Genomic DNA, 18,340 nt, shown 5'->3' on the forward strand with positions numbered 1-18,340 from the left:
TGATCGTTGGCGACGGTTATAGCGCGGTGAAATGTGGATACTATCACACCGCGAAGGGCTGTGACGTAGCCCGGATGGAGCGAAGCGCAATCCGGGGGCTATTGCCAAACACGACAGCGGCCCCGTATTTCGCGAAGCCTGTCATCGGGCGCGCGTTCGCGCGACCCGTTGGCTCCATCCGGGCTACAAACTGACTCACTCCACGCCGCGACTGAACTTGTTCGACTTCGGCAGCCCATGGGCGAGCCGGCCGGCATCGGCGCGGTTGCCGCGCCAGTCGGCCAGTTCCTTCATGGTCATGCTGTGCTCGCGGCCGGCGGAATCCTTCCAGGTCAGGCCGGTCTTTGAGTCGAACACCGCAACATCCGACAGCGACGCGCTGGAGTATTTCTGCAGCCGCACGCCGCGGCCGCGCGCCATCTCCGGCACCTGGTCGAGACCGAACAGCACCATCTTGTGGTTGGTGCCGATCACGGCGACGGTGTCGCCGTTGACGGTCGTGATGGCGCGGGCCTCGTTCGGCATCTCGACATTGAGCACCTGCTTGCCCTTGCGGGTGTTGCCGACGCAGTCCTCTTCCTTGACGATGAAGCCCTGCCCCTCGCTGCTCGCGATCAGGAACTTGCGCTCGCCCTTGTTGACGAACAGCGAGATGATCGCCGCGTCCTGCTCGAGGTCGATGAACATGCGGATCGGCTCGCCATGGCCGCGGCCGCCCGGCAGTTTTGCCACGTCGAGCGAGTAGAACTTGCCGTTGGTGGCGAACAGCAGCAGCTTGGAGGTGGTCTCGGCAAAGAACGAGTGCTCGAGCTTGTCGTCGGTCTTGAAGGCGAGCCCCGAGAGATCCTCGACGTGGCCCTTCAGCGTCCGCACCCAGCCCTTCTCCGAGATCAAGACGGTGCACGGCTCGCGCTCGACCAGCGCTTCCTCGATCGCGGCGAGGTCATGCTCGGGCGCATCGGCGAAGGTGGTGCGGCGCTTGCCGAGCGGCGTCTTGGGTCCGAAGATATCGCGGACCTTGCGCACCTGCTCGCCGACCTTGGCCCATTGCTCGGTCTCGGATCTGAGCAGGCCCTCGATGCCCTTCAGCTCCTTGCGAAGATCCTTGTCCTCGGTGCGGATCTCCATCTCCTCCAGGCGACGCAAATTGCGCAGCCGCATGTTGAGGATGGCCTCGGCCTGGATCTCGGTGAGGTTGAAGGTCTTGATCAGGACCGGCTTCGGCTCGTCCTCGGTGCGGATGATCTTGATCACCTTGTCGAGGTTCAGATAGGCGACGAGGTGGCCGCCCAGCACTTCCAGCCGGTGCTCGATCTGCGTCTTGCGGAAGTTGGACCGGCGGACCAGCACGTCGCGCAGATGGTCGAGCCATTCGCGCAGGCACTCGGCAAGGCCGACCACCTTCGGGATCCGGCCCTTGATCAGCACGTTGAGGTTCAGCGAGATCTTGCTTTCCAGCTCGGTCAGCCGGAACAGCGACTCCATCATCAGCGCCGGATCGACGGTGCGCGATTTCGGCTCGATCACGAGCCGCACATCCTCGGCCGACTCGTCGCGGACGTCGGCGACCAGCGGCAGCTTCTTCTCGTTGATCAGTTCGGCGATCTTCTCGACGATCCGCGACTTCTGCACCAGCCACGGAATCTCGGTGACGACGACCACCCAGGTGCCGCGCGCGCCCTCCTCCTGGGTCCAGCGCGAACGGGTGCGGAACGAGCCGCGGCCCGTGGTGTAGGCCTCGATGATCGCTTCCTTGGAATCGACGACGATGCCGCCGGTCGGGAAGTCGGGGCCCTTGACCCATTTCAGCAGCGCCTTCGACTTGGCGTCAGGCTTCTCGATCAGATGCAGCGCGGCGTCGCAGAGCTCGGCCGCGTTGTGCGGCGGGATCGAGGTCGCCATGCCGACCGCGATGCCCTGGGCACCGTTGGCGAGCAGGTTCGGGAAGCCGCCCGGCAGCACGACCGGCTCTTTCGACTGGCCGTCGTAATTCAGGCGAAACTCGACGCCGTCCTCGTCGATGCCGTCGAGCAGCAGCCGCGCGACCTCGGTCATGCGCGCTTCGGTGTAGCGGTAGGCGGCCGGATTATCGCCGTCGATATTGCCGAAATTGCCCTGGCCGTCGACCAGCGGGTAGCGCGAGGAGAAATCCTGCGCCAGGCGCACCATGGCGTCATAGATCGCCTGGTCGCCGTGCGGATGGAACGAGCCCATCACGTCGCCGACGATCTTGGCGGACTTCTTGAATGCCGCGCGCGGGTCGAGCCCGAGCAGGTCCATGCCGTAGAGAATGCGCCGGTGCACCGGCTTCAGCCCGTCGCGGGCGTCCGGCAGCGCACGATGCATGATGGTCGAGAGCGCATAGGCGAGATAGCGCTCCTCGAGCGCGTCTCGCAGCGGCACCTCGTGAATTTCGGCCGGCTTTTCCGGCGGGGTCTGTCGCTTTCCCATGGGGAGGCGTTAAACTTTTGCGCTGAATCGGGCAAGCCACGAATCAGCGGGAATTTAGGTCCCGAATCGGCCTTACGGAACCGCCGTTCGGCTCCGCCGCTTCGTTACGGCGTTGATGAACCCGTCGCGGGCGTCGGAATGGCCCTGACCGCGGGGCTCCAGCACGTGACGGAGCAGGAACAGGCCGGTGATCGCAAAGCCGTCGCGCAGGTCCTGGTCCGACCAGCTGTTGGCGCCGCCCTCGCCTTCGCGCAGGAAGGCCGGCAACGGCAACAGCCGGTCGCGCCACGGCTCGCCCGCGGCCCGGGACACGGCGCCGCCGGATTTCGGCGACACGTAGATCAGGTCGGTGGTCTCCCCGGTGGCTGCGCAGTTCTCGAGGTCGAGCCCGAAGCCGAGCTCGGTCAGCATCGCCAATTCAAACCGGATCAGGTGCACGGCGGCAATTCCGGCGTCGTCGAAATCGTCGAGCGTCCCCTGCAGCATCTCGTAGATGTCGTCATGCGGATCGCGCTCCGGCAGCAGCCGTGCCAGCGCGGCCAGGTGGGTGACGCCATAGACCGCATGCGACGAGGCGAGCAGCGTCGCCGCGCGCAGCCGCGTGCCCTCCAGCGTGTACATGCCGAGATGCTCGTCGAGCCGCGCCCGCCACACCGCGGTGACGCTGTTACCGGGTTGCAGCAGCGGGCGCATCCGCGAGCTGGCGCCGCCGCGCACGAGGCCGAGATGGCGGCCGTGCTCGCGCGTCAACAGCTCGACGATGGCGGAGGATTCGCCATGCCGCCGCACGCCCAGCACGATGCCTTCGTCGGTCCATTCCATGGTCGGAAACGTATCATCGCAGGGCGGATTAGCGCAGCGTAATCCGCCGATATCGCCAGGAAGTTACGGCGGCGGGTTACGCCGGAGCCTGTCATCGGGCCGCGCTTCGCGCGGACCCGGTGGCTAACCCGCCCTAGGCAGCGCTACGCGTTGAACCAGCCCTGTGCGTCGCCGGTGAAGGAGTAATACAGCCCGGCCGTGGTCAGGATGCACGACACCACCTCGATGGCGCTGTCGAGCTCCAGGCCCCTGTCGCCGATCACCTGGACCAATGACAGCACCGATATCACCAGCATCGCGGCCAGCACCCAGCGCGGCCAGTTCTTGCGATGCTGCGCGGCCAGCCGGACGAAATACACCAGCAACAGGATCATGCAGCCGGCGGTCAGCGTCTCGCCCGTGATCATCTGATCGGTCCTCACGTCGGTCGGCGTGCGGTCCTGGAACGCCACCGACAACGCGTCGAGCGTCAGCGACAGATAGAGCAGCACCTCAAACCACAGCACGTTTCTGGGCACGTTCATTGCGACGCCGGTTCTTATTCCTTGGGGAAATCCAGTCCCATTTCCTTGTAGCGGTCGGGATCGTCGCCCCAGTTCTCGCGCACCTTGACGAACAGGAACAGATGCACCGGCACGCCCATGATCTCGGCGATCTCGGCGCGCGCCTGCGCACCGATCGACTTGATGGTGGCGCCGCCCTTGCCGAGCACGATCTTGCGCTGGCTCTCGCGCTCGACAAAGATCGTCTGCTCGATGCGGATCGACTTGTCCTTGCGATCGGTCCAGCTGTCGGTCTCGACCGTCGACTGGTACGGCAATTCCTGATGCAGATGGCTGTAGATCTTCTCGCGGGTGATCTCGGCCGCCAGATGCCGCATCGGCGCATCCGACATCTGGTCCTCGGGATAGAGGAACGGTCCGGCGGGCACCATCTTCGCCAGCGCCTGGCGCAGATCGTCGACGCCGTCACCCGACAGCGCCGAGATCATGAAGGTGTGCTCGAAGCGCATCCGCTCGTTGGCGGCCTGCGCCAGCGCCAGCAGCTTCTCGCGCTGAACCAGGTCGACCTTGTTGAGCACCAGGATCTTCGGATGCGCGACGGTCTCGAGCTTGGCCAGGATCGCGTTGGCCTCCTCGTCGATACCAGACTTGGCATCGAGCAGCACACAGACGAGGTCGGCATCATGGGCGCCGCTCCAGGCGGTCGACACCATGGCGCGGTCGAGCCGGCGCCGCGGCGCGAATATGCCGGGCGTATCAACCAGGATGATCTGCGCGTTACCCTCGATCACGATGCCGCGGATCAGCGCGCGGGTGGTCTGCACCTTGCGCGACACGATGGTGACCTTGGAGCCCACCAGCGCGTTGACCAGCGTCGACTTGCCGACATTGGGCGCGCCGATCAGCGCGACGAAGCCACAGCGCGTCGCGTCCCCTTGCCCTTTGGCTTCGTCAGTCATTGGTACCGACGCCTTCACGCTCGATCATCGCGGATGCTGCTGCCTTCTCTGCCGCGCGCTTGTTGCCGCCGAGGCCCTCGGCGGAGGCGAGGCCCGGCAGGTCAACCGCAACGCGGAATTGCGGATCATGGTGCGGGCCGGTGCGTTCGACCTCGCGATAGACCGGCGTCGGCAATCCCTTGCCCTGCGCCCATTCCTGCAACACGGTCTTGGGATCGCGCAACGGCCGACGCAGCTTGTGCATGCGCTCGGTCCAGTTGCGCTCGACGAACTGGCGCGCGGCCTCGTAACCGCCGTCGAGGAAGATCGCCCCGATCACCGCTTCGCAGATGTCGCCGAGCACGGACTTGCGCAGCCGCGCGCCCTCGACCGCCTTCACCATGCCGAGCTTGATGTCCTCGAGCAGCCCGAGCGATTTGGCGACATCGGCGCAGCTCTCCTTGCGCACGAGGTCGGCGAGCCGCTTCGACAATTCGCCCTCGTCGGCCTTGGGGAACGCCCGGAACAGCATGTCCGACACGATCAGCCCGAGCACGTGGTCGCCGAGGAATTCCAGCCGCTGGTAGCTGTCGGCGCGGTTGCGGGTGGCGGGCTTCAGCGCGGACACGTGGGTGAACGCGGTGGTCAGCAGCGCGGCATCCGAGAATGTATAGCCGATACGCGCCTCGGTGCCGGCGATCGCCGCCTTCTCTTCAGCCGCCTTCGCAGCCTTGCTGCGCCGCTTCTTCGGCGCAGCTGTGCTTTCGGCGGCAGGCGTCTGGCTCGGCTCGCCGGTCGGCGCTTGATCGTTGATGGCTGCGGTATCGTCGTTCATCGCACGATGGAGAATAGGCGATTCCACCGCACCGCGAACGGCCAGCGCCAGACCATCCAGGCCTGCTCACCCTCGGCGATCGAGAAGAAGATCATCTGGGCGCGCCCGATGATGTTCTCGAACGGCACGTAGCCGACCTGCGACAGGAAGCGGCTGTCGGTGGAGTTGTCGCGGTTGTCGCCCATCATGAAGAAATGCCCGGGCGGAACGGTGTAGACGATGGTGTTGTCCATGTAGCTGTTGTCGGTGCAGTCCAGCGTCTCGTAGCTGACGCCGTTCGGCAGCGTTTCCTTCCAGCGCTTGACCCGGGCGGTGGCATCCGCCGAGCCGCAGGGATCCTCGCCGATGAAATCGCTCAGCCGCTCGCGCTTGATCGGCTCATCGTTGATGTAGAGCAGCCCATTGCGGACCTCGATGCGGTCACCCGGCAGGCCGATGACGCGCTTGATGTAGTCGGTGGAGTCATCCCGCGGCAGGCGAAACACCACGATGTCGCCGCGGTTGGGTTCCGAGCCGAAGATGCGGCCTGAGAAAATGTTCGGCGAGAACGGGATCGAATAGTGGCTGTAGCCGTACGAATATTTCGAGACGAACAGATAGTCGCCGACCAGCAGCGTCGCCTTCATCGACCCCGAGGGGATGTTGAACGGCTGGAACAGGAAAGTGCGGATGACGAGCGCGATCAGAAGGGCATGGATGACGACGCGGATGGTCTCGCCCAAGCCGCTCTCAGATTTGGTCCCGGTGGTCGCGCTCATTGCTTTCCCAATTCCCGCAGGCCCTGACGCCCACGCGGTGGCAGAACGTTCTCTCCACGCGAGGCGTTCGCCCCCGCGTGAGGAAAATGGCCTTGATTCTGATCTTGAGGGCAAATTCCGGCGTAAACCCGAAATCCGCGTCTCGCTCGATATACCCTGCGGCGTTTTAGACGGTTGTTCGCAGGGGCGCAATCAATCGCCGCCTCAAAACTTCGCAATTCATTGAAATGTCAATGATTTTTTAGTTTGCTGAAGTTTTCTGGCAGATTCCGGCGCCGCGCGCTCATCTGGCCGGGGCAACCGCCGAAATTATGACGAAGGCCTGCGCCAGCGGCCAATCGTCCGTGATCGACAGGTCGATCTGCGCCTCCATGCCCTGGGGCGTCAGTTCCTGGAGCCGGGCCAGCGCGCCGCCGGTCAGCTGCATCGACGGCCGCCCTCCCGGCAGGTTCACGACCCCCATGTCCTTCCACCACACCCCGCGCCGGATACCGGTGCCGAGCGCCTTGGAGCAGGCCTCCTTGGCGGCGAAGCGCTTGGCGTAGGTTGCGACCACCATCTTCTCGCTGTTGGCGCGGCGCAGCGCCTTGGCGCGTTCGGCGTCGGTGAAGATGCGATCGAGGAATCGCTCGCCGTGCCGCTCGATCACCTTCGCGATCCGGGTGATGTCGATCAGGTCGGAGCCGATGCCGATGATCATGCGCCGGCCGTACCCTGCGCCTTGGCGCGGCCGCGGTCCATCGCCGCACGCATCTCGCGCACCGTCTCGGCGATGCCGACGAACAGCGCCTCGCCCATCATGAAATAGCCGATGTTGAGCTCACGGATTTCGGGCAGCGCGGAAATCGTCTCCGCGGTCTCATAGTCGAGCCCGTGGCCGGCATGGACCTCGAGCCCTGCCGCCTGCGCGAGCCTCGCGCCGGCGACGATGCGCTTCCATTCAGCCTCCGCCTTGTCCTTGTGGCCGTCGACCACGGCATCGCACCAGCCGCCGGTGTGGATCTCGATCACGGGCGCCTTCAGCTTGGCGGCCATCTCGATCTGCCTGGGATCGGCGGCAATGAACAGCGAGACCCGGATGCCGGCGTCGCTGAGCCGCGCGATGAACGGCGCCAGCGCATTGTGCTGGCCGACTACGTCGAGGCCGCCTTCGGTGGTGAGTTCCTGGCGCCGTTCCGGCACCAGGCAGACCGCGTGCGGCTTGGTCGCGAGCGAGATCCGCAGCATGTCGTCGGTCGCCGCCATTTCGAAATTCAGCGGCTTGGAGATCTCGGCCTTGAGGCGCGCCATGTCCTCGTCGCGGATGTGGCGGCGATCCTCGCGCAGATGCGCGGTGATGCCGTCGGCGCCGGCCGCGATCGCGGCAAGCGCCAGCCGCACCGGATCGGGCCGCGCGCCGCCCCGCGCATTGCGCAGGGTCGCGACGTGATCGACATTGATACCAAGACGGAGCGGAGCAGCCTTTGACATTTCACTAACCTGCAATTCTAGCCTGTCATGCGCGGGCGCAACCCTTCGAAGGACGGCGTTGCTTGCGCTCGCCGATGCCCTGCGCATCCATCCTACCCATTGACGCGCTCGACCTTTGCGACAACGGCCTTGGCGCGCAGCTGCGCGATGATAGCGAGGAGATGCTTGAGGTCATAGACCTCAAGATCGATGGTCAGCTCCGTGAAATCCGGCGATTGGCGCGACATGTGGATGTTGTCGATATTGCCGTCGTGCTCGGCGATCACGGTCGCGATCTGCGCGAGGCTGCCGGGCTCGTTGACATTGTGGACCAGTATGCGCGCCGGGAAGCGCTGCGGCATGGTCTCGTCGATGTCCCAGCGCACGTCGAGCCAGCGCTCCGGCTCCTCCTCGAAATCCTTCAGCGCCGGCGACTGGATCGGGTAGATCGTGATCCCCTCGCCCGGCGTGACGATACCGACGATCCGGTCGCCCGGCACGGCGCCGCCGTTCGGCGCGAACTTCACCGGCAGGTCGGAATTGATGCCGCGCACCGGGATCACCGAGGTTGCGCGCGCCGGATGCGGCGGGGTCTGCGTCTTCAGCTTGGCGGCGAGCCCCTTCTTGGCGCCGTAGCGCACCAGCCGCTCTTCCTTGTAGTCGGGATACATCGCGCGCGCGACGTCGGAGGCCTTGATCTCGCCGCGCCCGACCGAGGCCATCACCTCCTCGATCGAGGTCCGCGCGAGCCGCGGCAACGCGCCCTTCAGCTTGTCGTCGGCATATTCGATCTTGGCGCGGGCAAACAGGCGGTCGACGATACGGCGGCCGAGACCGGCATACTGGTCGCGGACCGCATCGCGGGTGGCGCGCCGGATCGCGGCGCGCGCCTTGCCGGTGCGGGCGAGCGCCTCCCAGGCCGACGGCGGCGCCGACTGTGCCTTCGAGGTCAGGACCTCGACCTCGTCGCCATTCTGCAGCTCGGACGACAGCGGCGCGAACTTGCCGTTGATCTTGCAGCCGACCGCGCTGTTGCCGACGCCGGTGTGCACGGCATAGGCGAAATCGATCACGTTGGCGTTGCGCGGCAGCGCGATCAATTTGCCCTTCGGCGTGAAGCAGAACACCTGGTCGTGGAACAGCTCGAGCTTGGTATGCTCGAGGAACTCCTCCGGATTGGAGCTTTCCGAGAGGATGCCGATGGTGTGGCGCAGCCAGGCGAAGGCGTTGGACTCGTGCTTCAGCCGCTCATGCGGCGAGCCTGCCCCCTCCTTGTAGAAGGCATGCGCGGCGATACCGAACTCGGCGATCTGGTTCATCTCCTCGGTTCGGATCTGCAGCTCGACGCGCTGCTTGCCCGGGCCGATCACGGTGGTGTGGATCGACCGGTAGTCGTTCTGCTTCGGCGTCGAGATGTAGTCCTTGAAGCGGCCCGGCACGACCGGCCAGGTGGTGTGGACGATGCCGAGCGCGCGGTAGCAGGCGCCGACATCGTCGAGGATGACGCGGAAGCCGTAGATGTCAGACAGCTGCTCGAAGCCGACCGACTTGCGCTCCATCTTGGTCCAGATCGAAAACGGCTGCTTGCGGCGGCCGAACACCCGCGCGGTGATGCCGTTCTTCTGCAGGTTCTTGGAGAGCTGGGTTTCGATCTCGCCGATCAGGTTGCGGTTGCGCTCGGCAAGTGAATCGAGCCGCTGCTTGACCACCGCATAGGCCTCGGGATCGAGCACGAAGAAGGACAGGTCCTCCAATTCCCCGCGCATCTCCTGCATACCCATGCGGCCGGCCAGCGGCGCATAGATATCCAGCGTCTCCTCGGCAATGCGGCGGCGCGAGGCCGGCGGCATGAACTCCATGGTCCGCATGTTGTGCAGGCGGTCGGCGAGCTTGATCAAGAGCACGCGGACGTCGTCGGCGATCGCAAGCAGCAGCTTGCGCAAATTCTCGGCCTGCTTGGCCTCGCGCGACACCAGTTCCAGCCGCTTCAGCTTGGTCAGGCCTTCGACCAGCGCGCCGATCTCGTGGCCGAACACATGGTCGATCTCGGCCCGCGTCGCCTCGGTGTCCTCGATCGTGTCGTGCAGCAGCGCCGCTACGATCGTGGCGTCGTCGAGCTTGAGGTTGGTGAGGATCGCGGCGACTTCGAGCGGATGCGAGAAATAGGGATCGCCGGAGGCACGCATCTGCGTGCCGTGCGCCTTCATGGCATAGACATAGGCGCGGTTGAGCAGATCCTCGTTGGTGTCGGGGTTATAGGATCGGACGCGTTCGACAAGGTCATATTGTCGCATCATGCGGGTCCGCGGCCTCGCCGGCCTCTCCGCCGCGGACGACGCCGGCGCCACCGCGACCGTTTCGGTTGCAGCCTGCATCTGGATGGAACTGCGGCGTCGATACGCCATGAACTCGCTGCCTCTCGCGCGGGACCCTAACGTCCCTCTTCCTCAATCTAGTGCGCTTTCGAACGAAGCTGCACCCCGCACGGGCCCTGGAACCATTCAATTTCCCGCGCCCGCATAGGACGCACCGTAACAGCAAAATTGTCAACAAAAGCAAAGGCCCGGAGCAATGTCCGGGCCTTTTTCAAATCCGTTCGAAACCGGGAGCTGAAGGACGAGCTTACTCGTCTTCCTCGGGCTGCTCTTCCGGGGGCGCGAGGCCCTCGAGACCCTTGAGCAGCTCTTCCTCGGTCATGCGTTCGACCGCGACCTCGGTGTCGTCGGCGTCGACGCTGGCACCGGCGGAACCGATCAGCGGCACAGTGTCCGGCTCGGGCTCGTCCACCTCGACGAACTTCTGCAGGGAGTGTACCAGTTCCTCCTTCAGGTCTTCGGGCGAGATCGTCGAATCGGCGATCTCGCGCAGCGACACGACCGGATTCTTGTCGTTGTCGCGATCAACCGTGAGTTGCGATCCCGACGAGATCATCCGGGCGCGATGCGCAGCCAACAGGACGAGGTCGAAGCGATTGTCGACCTTATCAATGCAATCTTCGACGGTGACGCGAGCCATCTCGAGGCGCTCCGTGGTAAAAGGGACCGAACATGTAGGTTATGAGGGTTAGTTATAGGGCTAGCCCCGATTTCGCAAGGCAAAATTTGTGATTTGCCTTCCCGACAGGCTCTGATAACCCGGTCTGCCGGGGCCAGAAGGGCCGGAGCGTCTGACGACATGGCTAGGTTGCCGTCCCAGACAAGTAAATCTCTTCATTGCAATGTCAAAGGTCTAGGCTTTTTGCCCTCGCCTCACCATAATTGCGGTGGTGACTGTCGTGGGGAAAGATTCACCGAACTTTAGGCAGCAACGCCGGAAATTGCGCGCGGTTGATTACCGCCGCGCTAAGAACACTAACAACCACGCGAGAACACTTTGATGTCGTCACCTGTTTCCAACAAGATCGCGCTCTTCATCGACGGAGCCAATCTTTACGCCACCGCAAAGACGCTGGGCTTCGACATCGACTACAAGCGCCTCCTGAAGGAGTTCCAGAGTCGCGGCACGCTGCTTCGCGCGTTCTACTACACGGCGATCATCGAGGATCAGGAATATTCGTCGATCCGCCCGCTGATCGATTGGCTCGACTACAACGGCTACACCGTCGTCACCAAGGCGACCAAGGAATTCATCGACGCCAGCGGCCGCCGCAAGGTGAAGGGCAACATGGACATCGAGCTCGCGGTCGATGCCATGGAACTCGCCGAGCATATCGACCAGATGATTCTGTTTTCCGGCGATGGCGACTTCCGCTCGCTGGTCGAGGCCGTGCAGCGCCGCGGCGTTCGCGTCACCGTCATCTCCACCATTGCCAGCCAGCCGCCGATGATCGCCGACGAGCTGCGCCGCCAGGCCGACGTCTTCACCGACCTCGTCGAGCTGCAATCCAAGCTTGGCCGCGATCCATCCGAACGTCCGGCCCCGCGCGAACCTCGCGAACCGCGCCACCACTCCCCGCAGTTCCTGCAGCGCGCGACCACCATGGCCCCACGGGGAGCCGATGACGATTTCGACGAGTAACCTCGTCGCCGCCCCCACGCGCCCCGACAGCAACTGTCAGCTCTGCGTCAGGCTGGCCGACTTTCGCGCACAGGCGCGCGCACTCCACCCGGACTGGTTCAACTCGCCGGTGGAATCCTTCGGTGATCCGAATGCACGGCTACTGATCGTCGGGCTCGCGCCGGGCATGCAGGGCGCCAACCGCACCGGCCGCCCCTTCACTGGCGACTACGCCGGCGACCTGCTCTACGCCACGCTGCTCGAATATGGCTTTGCCAGCGGCGTCTACCAGGCGCGGCCGGACGACGGCATGACGCTGGTCGACAGCCGGATCAGCAACGCGGTGCGCTGCGTGCCGCCGCAGAACAAGCCGCTGCCGGCCGAGATCAACACCTGCCGGCAGTTCCTCAGCGCCACCATTGCTGCGATGCCGAAGGTGCGGGCCATCGTGCTGCTCGGGCGCATCGCCCACGAATCGACCCTGAAGGCATTGGGTGTTCGTCTGGCCGCGGCGCCGTTTGTGCATGGCGCCGTGCATAGCGTCGGCAAGTACAAGCTCTACGACAGCTACCATTGCTCGCGCTACAACACGAACACGGGTGTGCTGACGACCGACATGTTTCGCAAGGTCTTCGCGACGGTGCGGAAGGATCTCGGCTAGCGCCCTTTCCGGTATCCGCTTTGCGAACCGCTATCCGAAGCCCGCAAAAGCTCCAGGACATCCGCACGCTATTTCTGAATAATAGAAAAATACCCCCGAATTGCCCGACATGTCAAGTTGCTTGGTCGAACGCCGGCCGCCCCCGGCTCCTTTGCATGGGGTTGTTTTCGATATTTTGGCAGCGCCAGCTGCGACGGCTGCGCTAGCTAGTCCTTGCGCGGATTGTCCTTCAGCCATTCCAGCACATCGCCCGCGTTCCGGTCAGGCGGAAACACCGGATAGAACACCTGCGTGATGCGCGCATCGTCGATGATCAGGGCAAGCCGCTTGATCAGCGTCAGGCCCGCCACCGACATCGTCGGCAATCTCAGCGTGTGCGTCAGTTCCAGCGCTTCGTCCGACAGCACCGGGAACGGCAGGTGCAGGCGCGAGGCCATCTCGGTCTGATAGGCATTGCTTTGCGTCGACAGCCCGAACACCTGGGCGGCGCCGGCCGCCTTCAGCTCGGCGAACAGGTCGCGGAAGGCGCAGGTCTGCGGCGTACAGCCGCGGGCGCCGGGGATCATGTCCCAATCGTCGACCAGCCCGATCTTGCCGGGCTCGCCGGTTCGCGGATAGGCAAACACCACGGTGCGGCCCTTGAGCGCCGACAGCGTCACGGACGTGTCGTTGGTGGCCCGCAAGGTCACCGGCGGGATCGCCATGCCGGCCAGGTGCGCCGCGCCGCCATCATCGGTGGGCGCCGGGATCTTGCTCCAGTCGACGTCGGTGAAGCTGCCTTGGCTCATCGGTCCATCTCCATCCGTCGTCATTGCAATGACGGCGCGCTATCCCCGCGCCCGCATCAGGCGGCCCTTCTCGCGGCCCCAGTCGCGCTTCTTCACGGTCTCGCGCTTGTCGTGCAGCTTCTTGCCCTTGGCGACCGCGAGCAGCAGTTTGGCACGGCCGCGCTCGTTGAAGTACAGCTTCAGCGGAATGAGCGTCATGCCCTCGCGGTCGACCGCGCCGAGCAGCTTGTTGATCTGCTTGCGATGCAGCAGCAGTTTTCGCGGCCGCTTCGGCTCGTGGTTGAAGCGGTTGGCCTGCAGATATTCCGGGATGTTCGCGTTGATCAGCCACAGCTCGCCGTTCTTGGAATCCGCATAGGATTCCGCGATCGTGCTCTTGCCGCTGCGGATTGACTTCACCTCGGTGCCGGTCAGCGAAATGCCGGCCTCGATGGTGTCCTCGATTGCGTAGTTGAAGCGGGCCTTTCGGTTTTCGGCGACAACCTTGATCGGGCGTTCGTTCTTCTCGGCCACTTTAGCCCTTCTTGAGGAGATCGCGGATTTCCGTCAGCAGCACGACTTCGTCGGACGGCTTGGGCGGCTCGGCGGACTTGGCCTCATCCTTGCGCTTGAACTGGTTCATGAATCGGACGACCATGAACAGGACGAAAGCGATGATCAGGAAGTTCAGCGTCAGCGTCAGGAAGTTGCCCCAGGCCAGCACCGCGCCCTGCTTCTTGGCGTCGGCCAGGTTGGTTGCGTTGACCGCCTTGGAAAGCCCGGTGAAATAATTGGAGAAGTCGAGACCGCCCGTGATCGCGCCGATGATCGGCATGATGATGTCGCCGACCAGCGAGGTGACGATCGCGCCGAAGGCTGCACCGATGATGACGGCGACGGCGAGGTCGACGACATTGCCCTTCATGGCAAATTCGCGGAATTCCTTCAGCATGCCCATCCCCTTCTCTTCGACATTGCGCACGGCATGGTTCACGGCGGCACGGTCCCGGCTCAGTTGATCAGGCCGGCGTGCACCATGGCGCTGCGGACGGCCTGGCGGGTGGATTCAGCGACCGGCACCATCGGCAGGCGCAGCTTCTCGTCGAGCTTGCCGAGCAGCGACATCGCATACTTCACCGGCGCCGGATTGCTCTCGATGAACAGGTTGGTGTGCAGCGGCATCAGCTTGTCGTGGATCTTCAGGGCGGTGGTGACGTCGCCCTTCTGCCAGGCGGTCTGGAACTCGGAGCACAGCCGCGGCGCGACGTTCGAGGTCACCGAGATGCAGCCATGGCCGCCATGCGCCATGTAGCCGATAATGGTCGCGTCCTCGCCGGACAGCTGGTTGAAGTCCTCGCCCATCGCGGCGCGCTGCTGCGAGACCCGCACCATGCTGGCGGTGGCGTCCTTGACGCCGGCGATGTTCTTCAGCTCGAACAGCCGTTTCATGGTGTCGACCGACATGTCGATCACCGAGCGCGGCGGGATGTTGTAGATGATGATCGGAATGCCGATCGCATCGTTGATCGCCTTGAAGTGCTGATACATGCCTTCCTGGGTCGGCTTGTTGTAGTACGGGGTCACGATCAGCACCGCATTGGCGCCCGCCTTCTCGGCGTGCTCGGCGAGCTCGATTGCCTCCTTGGTCGAATTCGAGCCGGCGCCGGCGATCACGGGCACCCGGCCCTTGGCCTCCTCGATGCACCACTCGACCACGCGCTTGTGCTCGTCATGGCTCAGCGTCGGGCTCTCACCTGTCGTGCCGACCGGCACCAGACCGTGCGTCCCCTCGTCGATCTGCCAGTTCACGAGGCCGCGGAACGCCGCCTCATCGACCGAGCCGTTTTTGAAGGGCGTCACCAAGGCAGTGAATGATCCCCGGAATTTTGTCTTGGCTGCCATGGACTTCCTCCAAACGCTTCAGGCTAAAGGCTAGGTCGACGGACCCTTGTTGTTGTCGTGCTTTACGTCCGTGCAACCGGCACCCGGTTGATGCGAAACGCCATGAAAGGCAATTCATATCGGGTCTGGCCGACAGGCGAAAGGGCCGTACCGTACCTATTCCCAACGGTAATCTGCGGCGCGCGAAACCGCTTCCAGCCGCGATTTTGCCGTTGTGCTGGCGCAAACAGCCGCACCGGCAGGCTTCTTAGTATTTTGTCTACGTTTTCAATCAAATAAGAACCCATGGCCCAAACGACCAGATGATTCGGGGCCGCAGAGGACTTCTGTGATCTGTTCCGTTCGCGCAGGCACATTGCGGTCGACGGCGCTGGCGACGAGCCTGGCGCTCGTTGTCGGCCTTGCCGCCATCACGCCCGACGCCCGGGCCGCCGAAGATGTTCCAACCGCAACGCCGGCGGCCCAGGACACGGCTTCCAAATCGAGTGCAGCGAAGCCTGCCGCGCCGAAGACTGCGGCTTCCAAGAGCGCCACTCCCAAGACCTCTACTTCGAAGCCGGCGGCTTCCAAGCCAGCCGCGACCAAGAGCAGCGAAGCCAAGAGCGGCGACACCAAGCACAGCACGGCCAAGACCGACGCTGCCAAGACGGTCGCATCCAAACCGGTCGCTTCCAAGTTCGGCACGGCCAAGACAGACGGAGCCAAGGCCGCCCCTCCCAAGCCTGAGGCGCACAAGACAACAGCTCCGAAGTCCACCGAACCGAGGACCACCACGTCCACGACGTCAAAGCACGCCTCGCCGGCGGCAACGGGTACTGTCTCGAGCAGGTCGGTGCCCGCCCCCGCACTGGTTCCGGCAACTCGCCAGCATGCCGCGCCTATCGCGCGCAAGCCGGTGCTGCCTGCGGCCGTGGCAGCGACATCGTCGACCTCGCAGTCGGACAAGGAAGCGCTCGCAAGCGTCGTCGAGCTGTTGCGCAAGCGCAGGCCCTCTGACGCAACCGAGGCCGAAGCCTCGATCTCCGATCCGGTCGCGCGCAAGCTTGCCGAATGGCTGATCCTGCGCAGCGAGGACAATGGCGCTTCGGTCGAACGCTACCGCGCCTTCCTCGACGCCAATCCGAGCTGGCCCTCGCAGACCTTCCTGCGCCGCCGCATCGAGGCCTCGCTCTGGGACGACCATCGCGACGACTCCGCGGTCTGGGGCTGGTTCCAGAATGAATCGCCGGTCTCGGCCAAGGGCCGGCTCGCGCTCGCCAAGGTGATGGTCGGACGCGGCGACCGCGGCAATGCCGAGCGCCTGGTCCGCGAGGCCTGGCGCAATGACGGGATGAGCGAGGAGACCGAAACCACCGCGCTCGAAATGTTCGGCTCGTTCCTGACCGCCGCCGACCACAAGGCGCGCATGGACACCATGCTCTACGGCACCGACAACGAGGCTGCCGGCATCCGCGAGGCCAAGCGGCTTGGCTCCGGCTACCTGGCGCTCGCCAAGGCGCGCATCGCAGCCAACCGCAAGGGCTCGAACCTGCGCGCGCTGCTCGAGGCCGTGCCGAGCGAACTGTCCGGCGACACCGGCTATCTGTTCGCCAAGATCCAGCTGCTCCGCCGCGAGGAGAAGTTCGCCGAAGCCGCTCGGCTGATGCTGAGCGCGCCGAAGGACGCCGCGCGGCTCTACAATGCCGACGAATGGTGGGTCGAGCGCCGCCTGCTGGCGCGCAAGATGATCGACGTCAACGAGTTTCGCACCGCCTATCTGATCGCGCGCGACGCAGCGCTGCCGGCCCGCGACATCTACAAGACCGAGCAGGAATTCACCTCGGGCTGGATCGCGCTGCGCTTCCTCAACGATCCCGCCCTCGCCTCCCAGCACTTCGCGCGGATTGGCGTCGGCAGCGCCAACCCGACCGCGCTCGCGCGTGCCGGCTATTGGCAGGGCCGCGCCGCGGAAGCCGCCGGCCGCGGCCAAGAGGCACGCGCGGCCTATGCACGCGCGGCCGAGCAATCCACCAGCTATTACGGCCAACTCGCGCGCGCAAAACTCGGCCTGCCGCAGATCGAGCTGAACAGCGCGCCGCGCGGCCGCGGTGCCGATCGGCTGGAGATCGTGCGGGCGGTCGGGCTGCTCTACGAAATCGACGCGCGCGAGCTTGCGATCCCGATCTTCGGCGACATGGGCGACAACGGCGATCCGGAAGCGCTGGCCGGCCTCGGCGAGCTCACCGCACGCCATGGCGATGCCCGCGGCATGCTGCTGATGGGCAAGTCCGCCCTCAACCGCGGACTGCCGTTCGATCACTATGCCTATCCGGTGAACGGCATCCCGTCGTTCCGCCAGGTCGGGCCGGAGGTCGAACAGAGCGTCGTCTACGCGATCGCGCGCCAGGAGAGCGCGTTCAATCCGGCGGTGGTGTCGCCGGCGCAGGCCTATGGTCTGATGCAGGTGACGCCGGACGCCGGACGCTATGTCTGCAAGCGGGCCGGCATCGGTTTCGACCTCAACCGGATGAAGACCGATCCGGTCTACAATGCGATGCTTGGCGCGGCCGAACTCGGCGGCCTGCTCGAGGACTATCGCGGCTCCTACATCCTGACCTTCGCCGCCTACAATGCCGGCCGCGGCAGCGTGAAGAAGTGGATCGAGCGCTACGGCGACCCGCGCGATCCCAAGGTCGACGCGGTCGACTGGGTCGAGCTGATTCCGTTCTCGGAGACGCGGAACTACGTCCAGCGCATCATGGAGAACCTGCAAGTCTACCGCGCCCGCTTCGGCGGCGGCACCAGACTGCAGATCGAGGCCGACCTGCACCGCGGCACCAGCGCGGAGTGAACCCTCGCAAGGCGGTTTTCAACAGCCTTGCGACGGGCGGCCGTCAGGCTCACGAGAAACAATCCTAACCTATTGTTATAACTTATATTTCGTACGACCGCCCGAGTCCGCACCTCCAAATCGGTGCGCTATATAGAGGCTCCGCGCCCGCTTCGGGGCGGCCGGCGGCTGAGGTGCCACCAAATGACCTTGTCGCAATCTGAATCTGCCGCTTGCGGCTCAGCGCCCACTCGGGCATATCGGCGCCATTGGAGAGGTGGCCGAGTGGCTGAAGGCAACGCTTTGCTAAAGCGTCATACGGTCTCAAGCTGTATCGAGGGTTCGAATCCCTCCCTCTCCGCCAGCCCCACGACCGGCTGCCCAACGATGGTCCCCAGGTCTCTCCGCGGAGACATTCGGGCTTCGGCCTGCCCGGTGTGAACCGGCAG

17 protein-coding genes and 1 tRNA gene are annotated in these 18,340 nt (G+C 64.7%); 4 read left to right on the top strand and 14 right to left on the bottom strand.

What is annotated here, in order from left to right; translation table 11 throughout:
* Window positions 1-195: 195 nt before the first annotated feature.
* From parC to rpoZ, 10 genes are all read right to left on the bottom strand, one after another.
* Window positions 196-2,451 carry a DNA topoisomerase IV subunit A gene (gene parC / locus AC628_RS22320; protein ID WP_074128886.1) on the bottom strand — a complete coding sequence of 752 codons (2,256 nt, stop codon included), beginning with the start codon at window positions 2,449-2,451 and terminating at the stop codon, window positions 196-198.
* A 72-nt stretch (window positions 2,452-2,523) separates the two neighbouring features.
* Window positions 2,524-3,273, bottom strand: a complete 750-nt coding sequence (gene recO / locus AC628_RS22325; protein ID WP_074128887.1) for a DNA repair protein RecO — start codon at window positions 3,271-3,273, stop codon at window positions 2,524-2,526.
* A 143-nt stretch (window positions 3,274-3,416) separates the two neighbouring features.
* Entirely contained in the window at window positions 3,417-3,797 is a 381-nt protein-coding gene (locus AC628_RS22330) for a cyclin family protein (RefSeq protein ID WP_074128888.1), read from the bottom strand.
* A gap of 14 nt (window positions 3,798-3,811) precedes the next feature.
* Entirely contained in the window at window positions 3,812-4,735 is a 924-nt protein-coding gene (era, locus tag AC628_RS22335) for a GTPase Era (protein ID WP_050422612.1), read from the bottom strand.
* Entirely contained in the window at window positions 4,728-5,549 is an 822-nt protein-coding gene (gene rnc / locus AC628_RS22340; RefSeq protein ID WP_050422613.1) for a ribonuclease III, read from the bottom strand. The genes era and rnc overlap by 8 nt, the downstream gene beginning before the upstream one ends.
* A complete protein-coding gene (gene lepB, locus AC628_RS22345) occupies window positions 5,546-6,307 on the bottom strand; it encodes a signal peptidase I (protein ID WP_074128889.1) in 762 nt (253 codons plus the stop codon). The genes rnc and lepB overlap by 4 nt, the downstream gene beginning before the upstream one ends.
* 283 nt (window positions 6,308-6,590) lie before the next feature.
* Window positions 6,591-7,007 (bottom strand): holo-ACP synthase, encoded by a 417-nt coding sequence (gene acpS, locus AC628_RS22350; RefSeq protein ID WP_074128890.1) that lies wholly within the window; start codon window positions 7,005-7,007, stop codon window positions 6,591-6,593.
* On the bottom strand, window positions 7,004-7,777 hold the full coding sequence (locus AC628_RS22355; RefSeq protein ID WP_074128891.1) for a pyridoxine 5'-phosphate synthase: 774 nt from the start codon (window positions 7,775-7,777) through the stop codon (window positions 7,004-7,006). The genes acpS and AC628_RS22355 overlap by 4 nt, the downstream gene beginning before the upstream one ends.
* A 92-nt stretch (window positions 7,778-7,869) precedes the next feature.
* Window positions 7,870-10,161 carry a RelA/SpoT family protein gene (locus tag AC628_RS22360; RefSeq protein WP_074128892.1) on the bottom strand — a complete coding sequence of 764 codons (2,292 nt, stop codon included), beginning with the start codon at window positions 10,159-10,161 and terminating at the stop codon, window positions 7,870-7,872.
* 217 nt (window positions 10,162-10,378) lie between these two features.
* A complete protein-coding gene (gene rpoZ / locus AC628_RS22365) occupies window positions 10,379-10,771 on the bottom strand; it encodes a DNA-directed RNA polymerase subunit omega (RefSeq protein WP_016844003.1) in 393 nt (130 codons plus the stop codon).
* 360 nt (window positions 10,772-11,131) lie between these two features.
* Between rpoZ and AC628_RS22370 the strand changes: the two genes are divergently transcribed.
* Both AC628_RS22370 and AC628_RS22375 read left to right on the top strand, forming a co-directional pair.
* On the top strand, window positions 11,132-11,773 hold the full coding sequence (locus AC628_RS22370) for a LabA-like NYN domain-containing protein (protein WP_050422617.1): 642 nt from the start codon (window positions 11,132-11,134) through the stop codon (window positions 11,771-11,773).
* Entirely contained in the window at window positions 11,754-12,413 is a 660-nt protein-coding gene (locus AC628_RS22375) for a uracil-DNA glycosylase (protein WP_074128893.1), read from the top strand. Before AC628_RS22370 ends, AC628_RS22375 begins: the two co-directional genes overlap by 20 nt.
* 206 nt (window positions 12,414-12,619) lie before the next feature.
* Here AC628_RS22375 and AC628_RS22380 read toward each other — a convergent pair whose 3' ends face one another.
* The 4 genes from AC628_RS22380 to dapA are packed head-to-tail and all read right to left on the bottom strand — an operon-like array spanning window position 12,620 to window position 15,082.
* A complete protein-coding gene (locus AC628_RS22380; protein ID WP_074128894.1) occupies window positions 12,620-13,201 on the bottom strand; it encodes a peroxiredoxin in 582 nt (193 codons plus the stop codon).
* 39 nt (window positions 13,202-13,240) lie between these two features.
* Entirely contained in the window at window positions 13,241-13,714 is a 474-nt protein-coding gene (smpB, locus tag AC628_RS22385) for an SsrA-binding protein SmpB (RefSeq protein WP_016843999.1), read from the bottom strand.
* 1 nt (window position 13,715) lies between these two features.
* Complete coding sequence (gene mscL, locus AC628_RS22390; protein ID WP_074128950.1) at window positions 13,716-14,132, bottom strand: large conductance mechanosensitive channel protein MscL; 417 nt, start codon at window positions 14,130-14,132, stop codon at window positions 13,716-13,718.
* 59 nt (window positions 14,133-14,191) lie between these two features.
* Window positions 14,192-15,082 carry a 4-hydroxy-tetrahydrodipicolinate synthase gene (dapA, locus tag AC628_RS22395; protein ID WP_074128895.1) on the bottom strand — a complete coding sequence of 297 codons (891 nt, stop codon included), beginning with the start codon at window positions 15,080-15,082 and terminating at the stop codon, window positions 14,192-14,194.
* Between the two features lie 382 nt (window positions 15,083-15,464).
* Between dapA and AC628_RS22400 the strand changes: the two genes are divergently transcribed.
* Window positions 15,465-17,912, top strand: a complete 2,448-nt coding sequence (locus AC628_RS22400) for a transglycosylase SLT domain-containing protein (protein ID WP_074128951.1) — start codon at window positions 15,465-15,467, stop codon at window positions 17,910-17,912.
* A 250-nt stretch (window positions 17,913-18,162) separates the two neighbouring features.
* Window positions 18,163-18,255: transfer RNA gene (locus AC628_RS22405), tRNA-Ser, on the top strand.
* Window positions 18,256-18,340 lie beyond the last annotated feature (85 nt).

The organism is Bradyrhizobium sp. NAS96.2 (assembly GCF_001908235.1).
Taxonomy (GTDB): Bacteria; Pseudomonadota; Alphaproteobacteria; order Rhizobiales; family Xanthobacteraceae; genus Bradyrhizobium.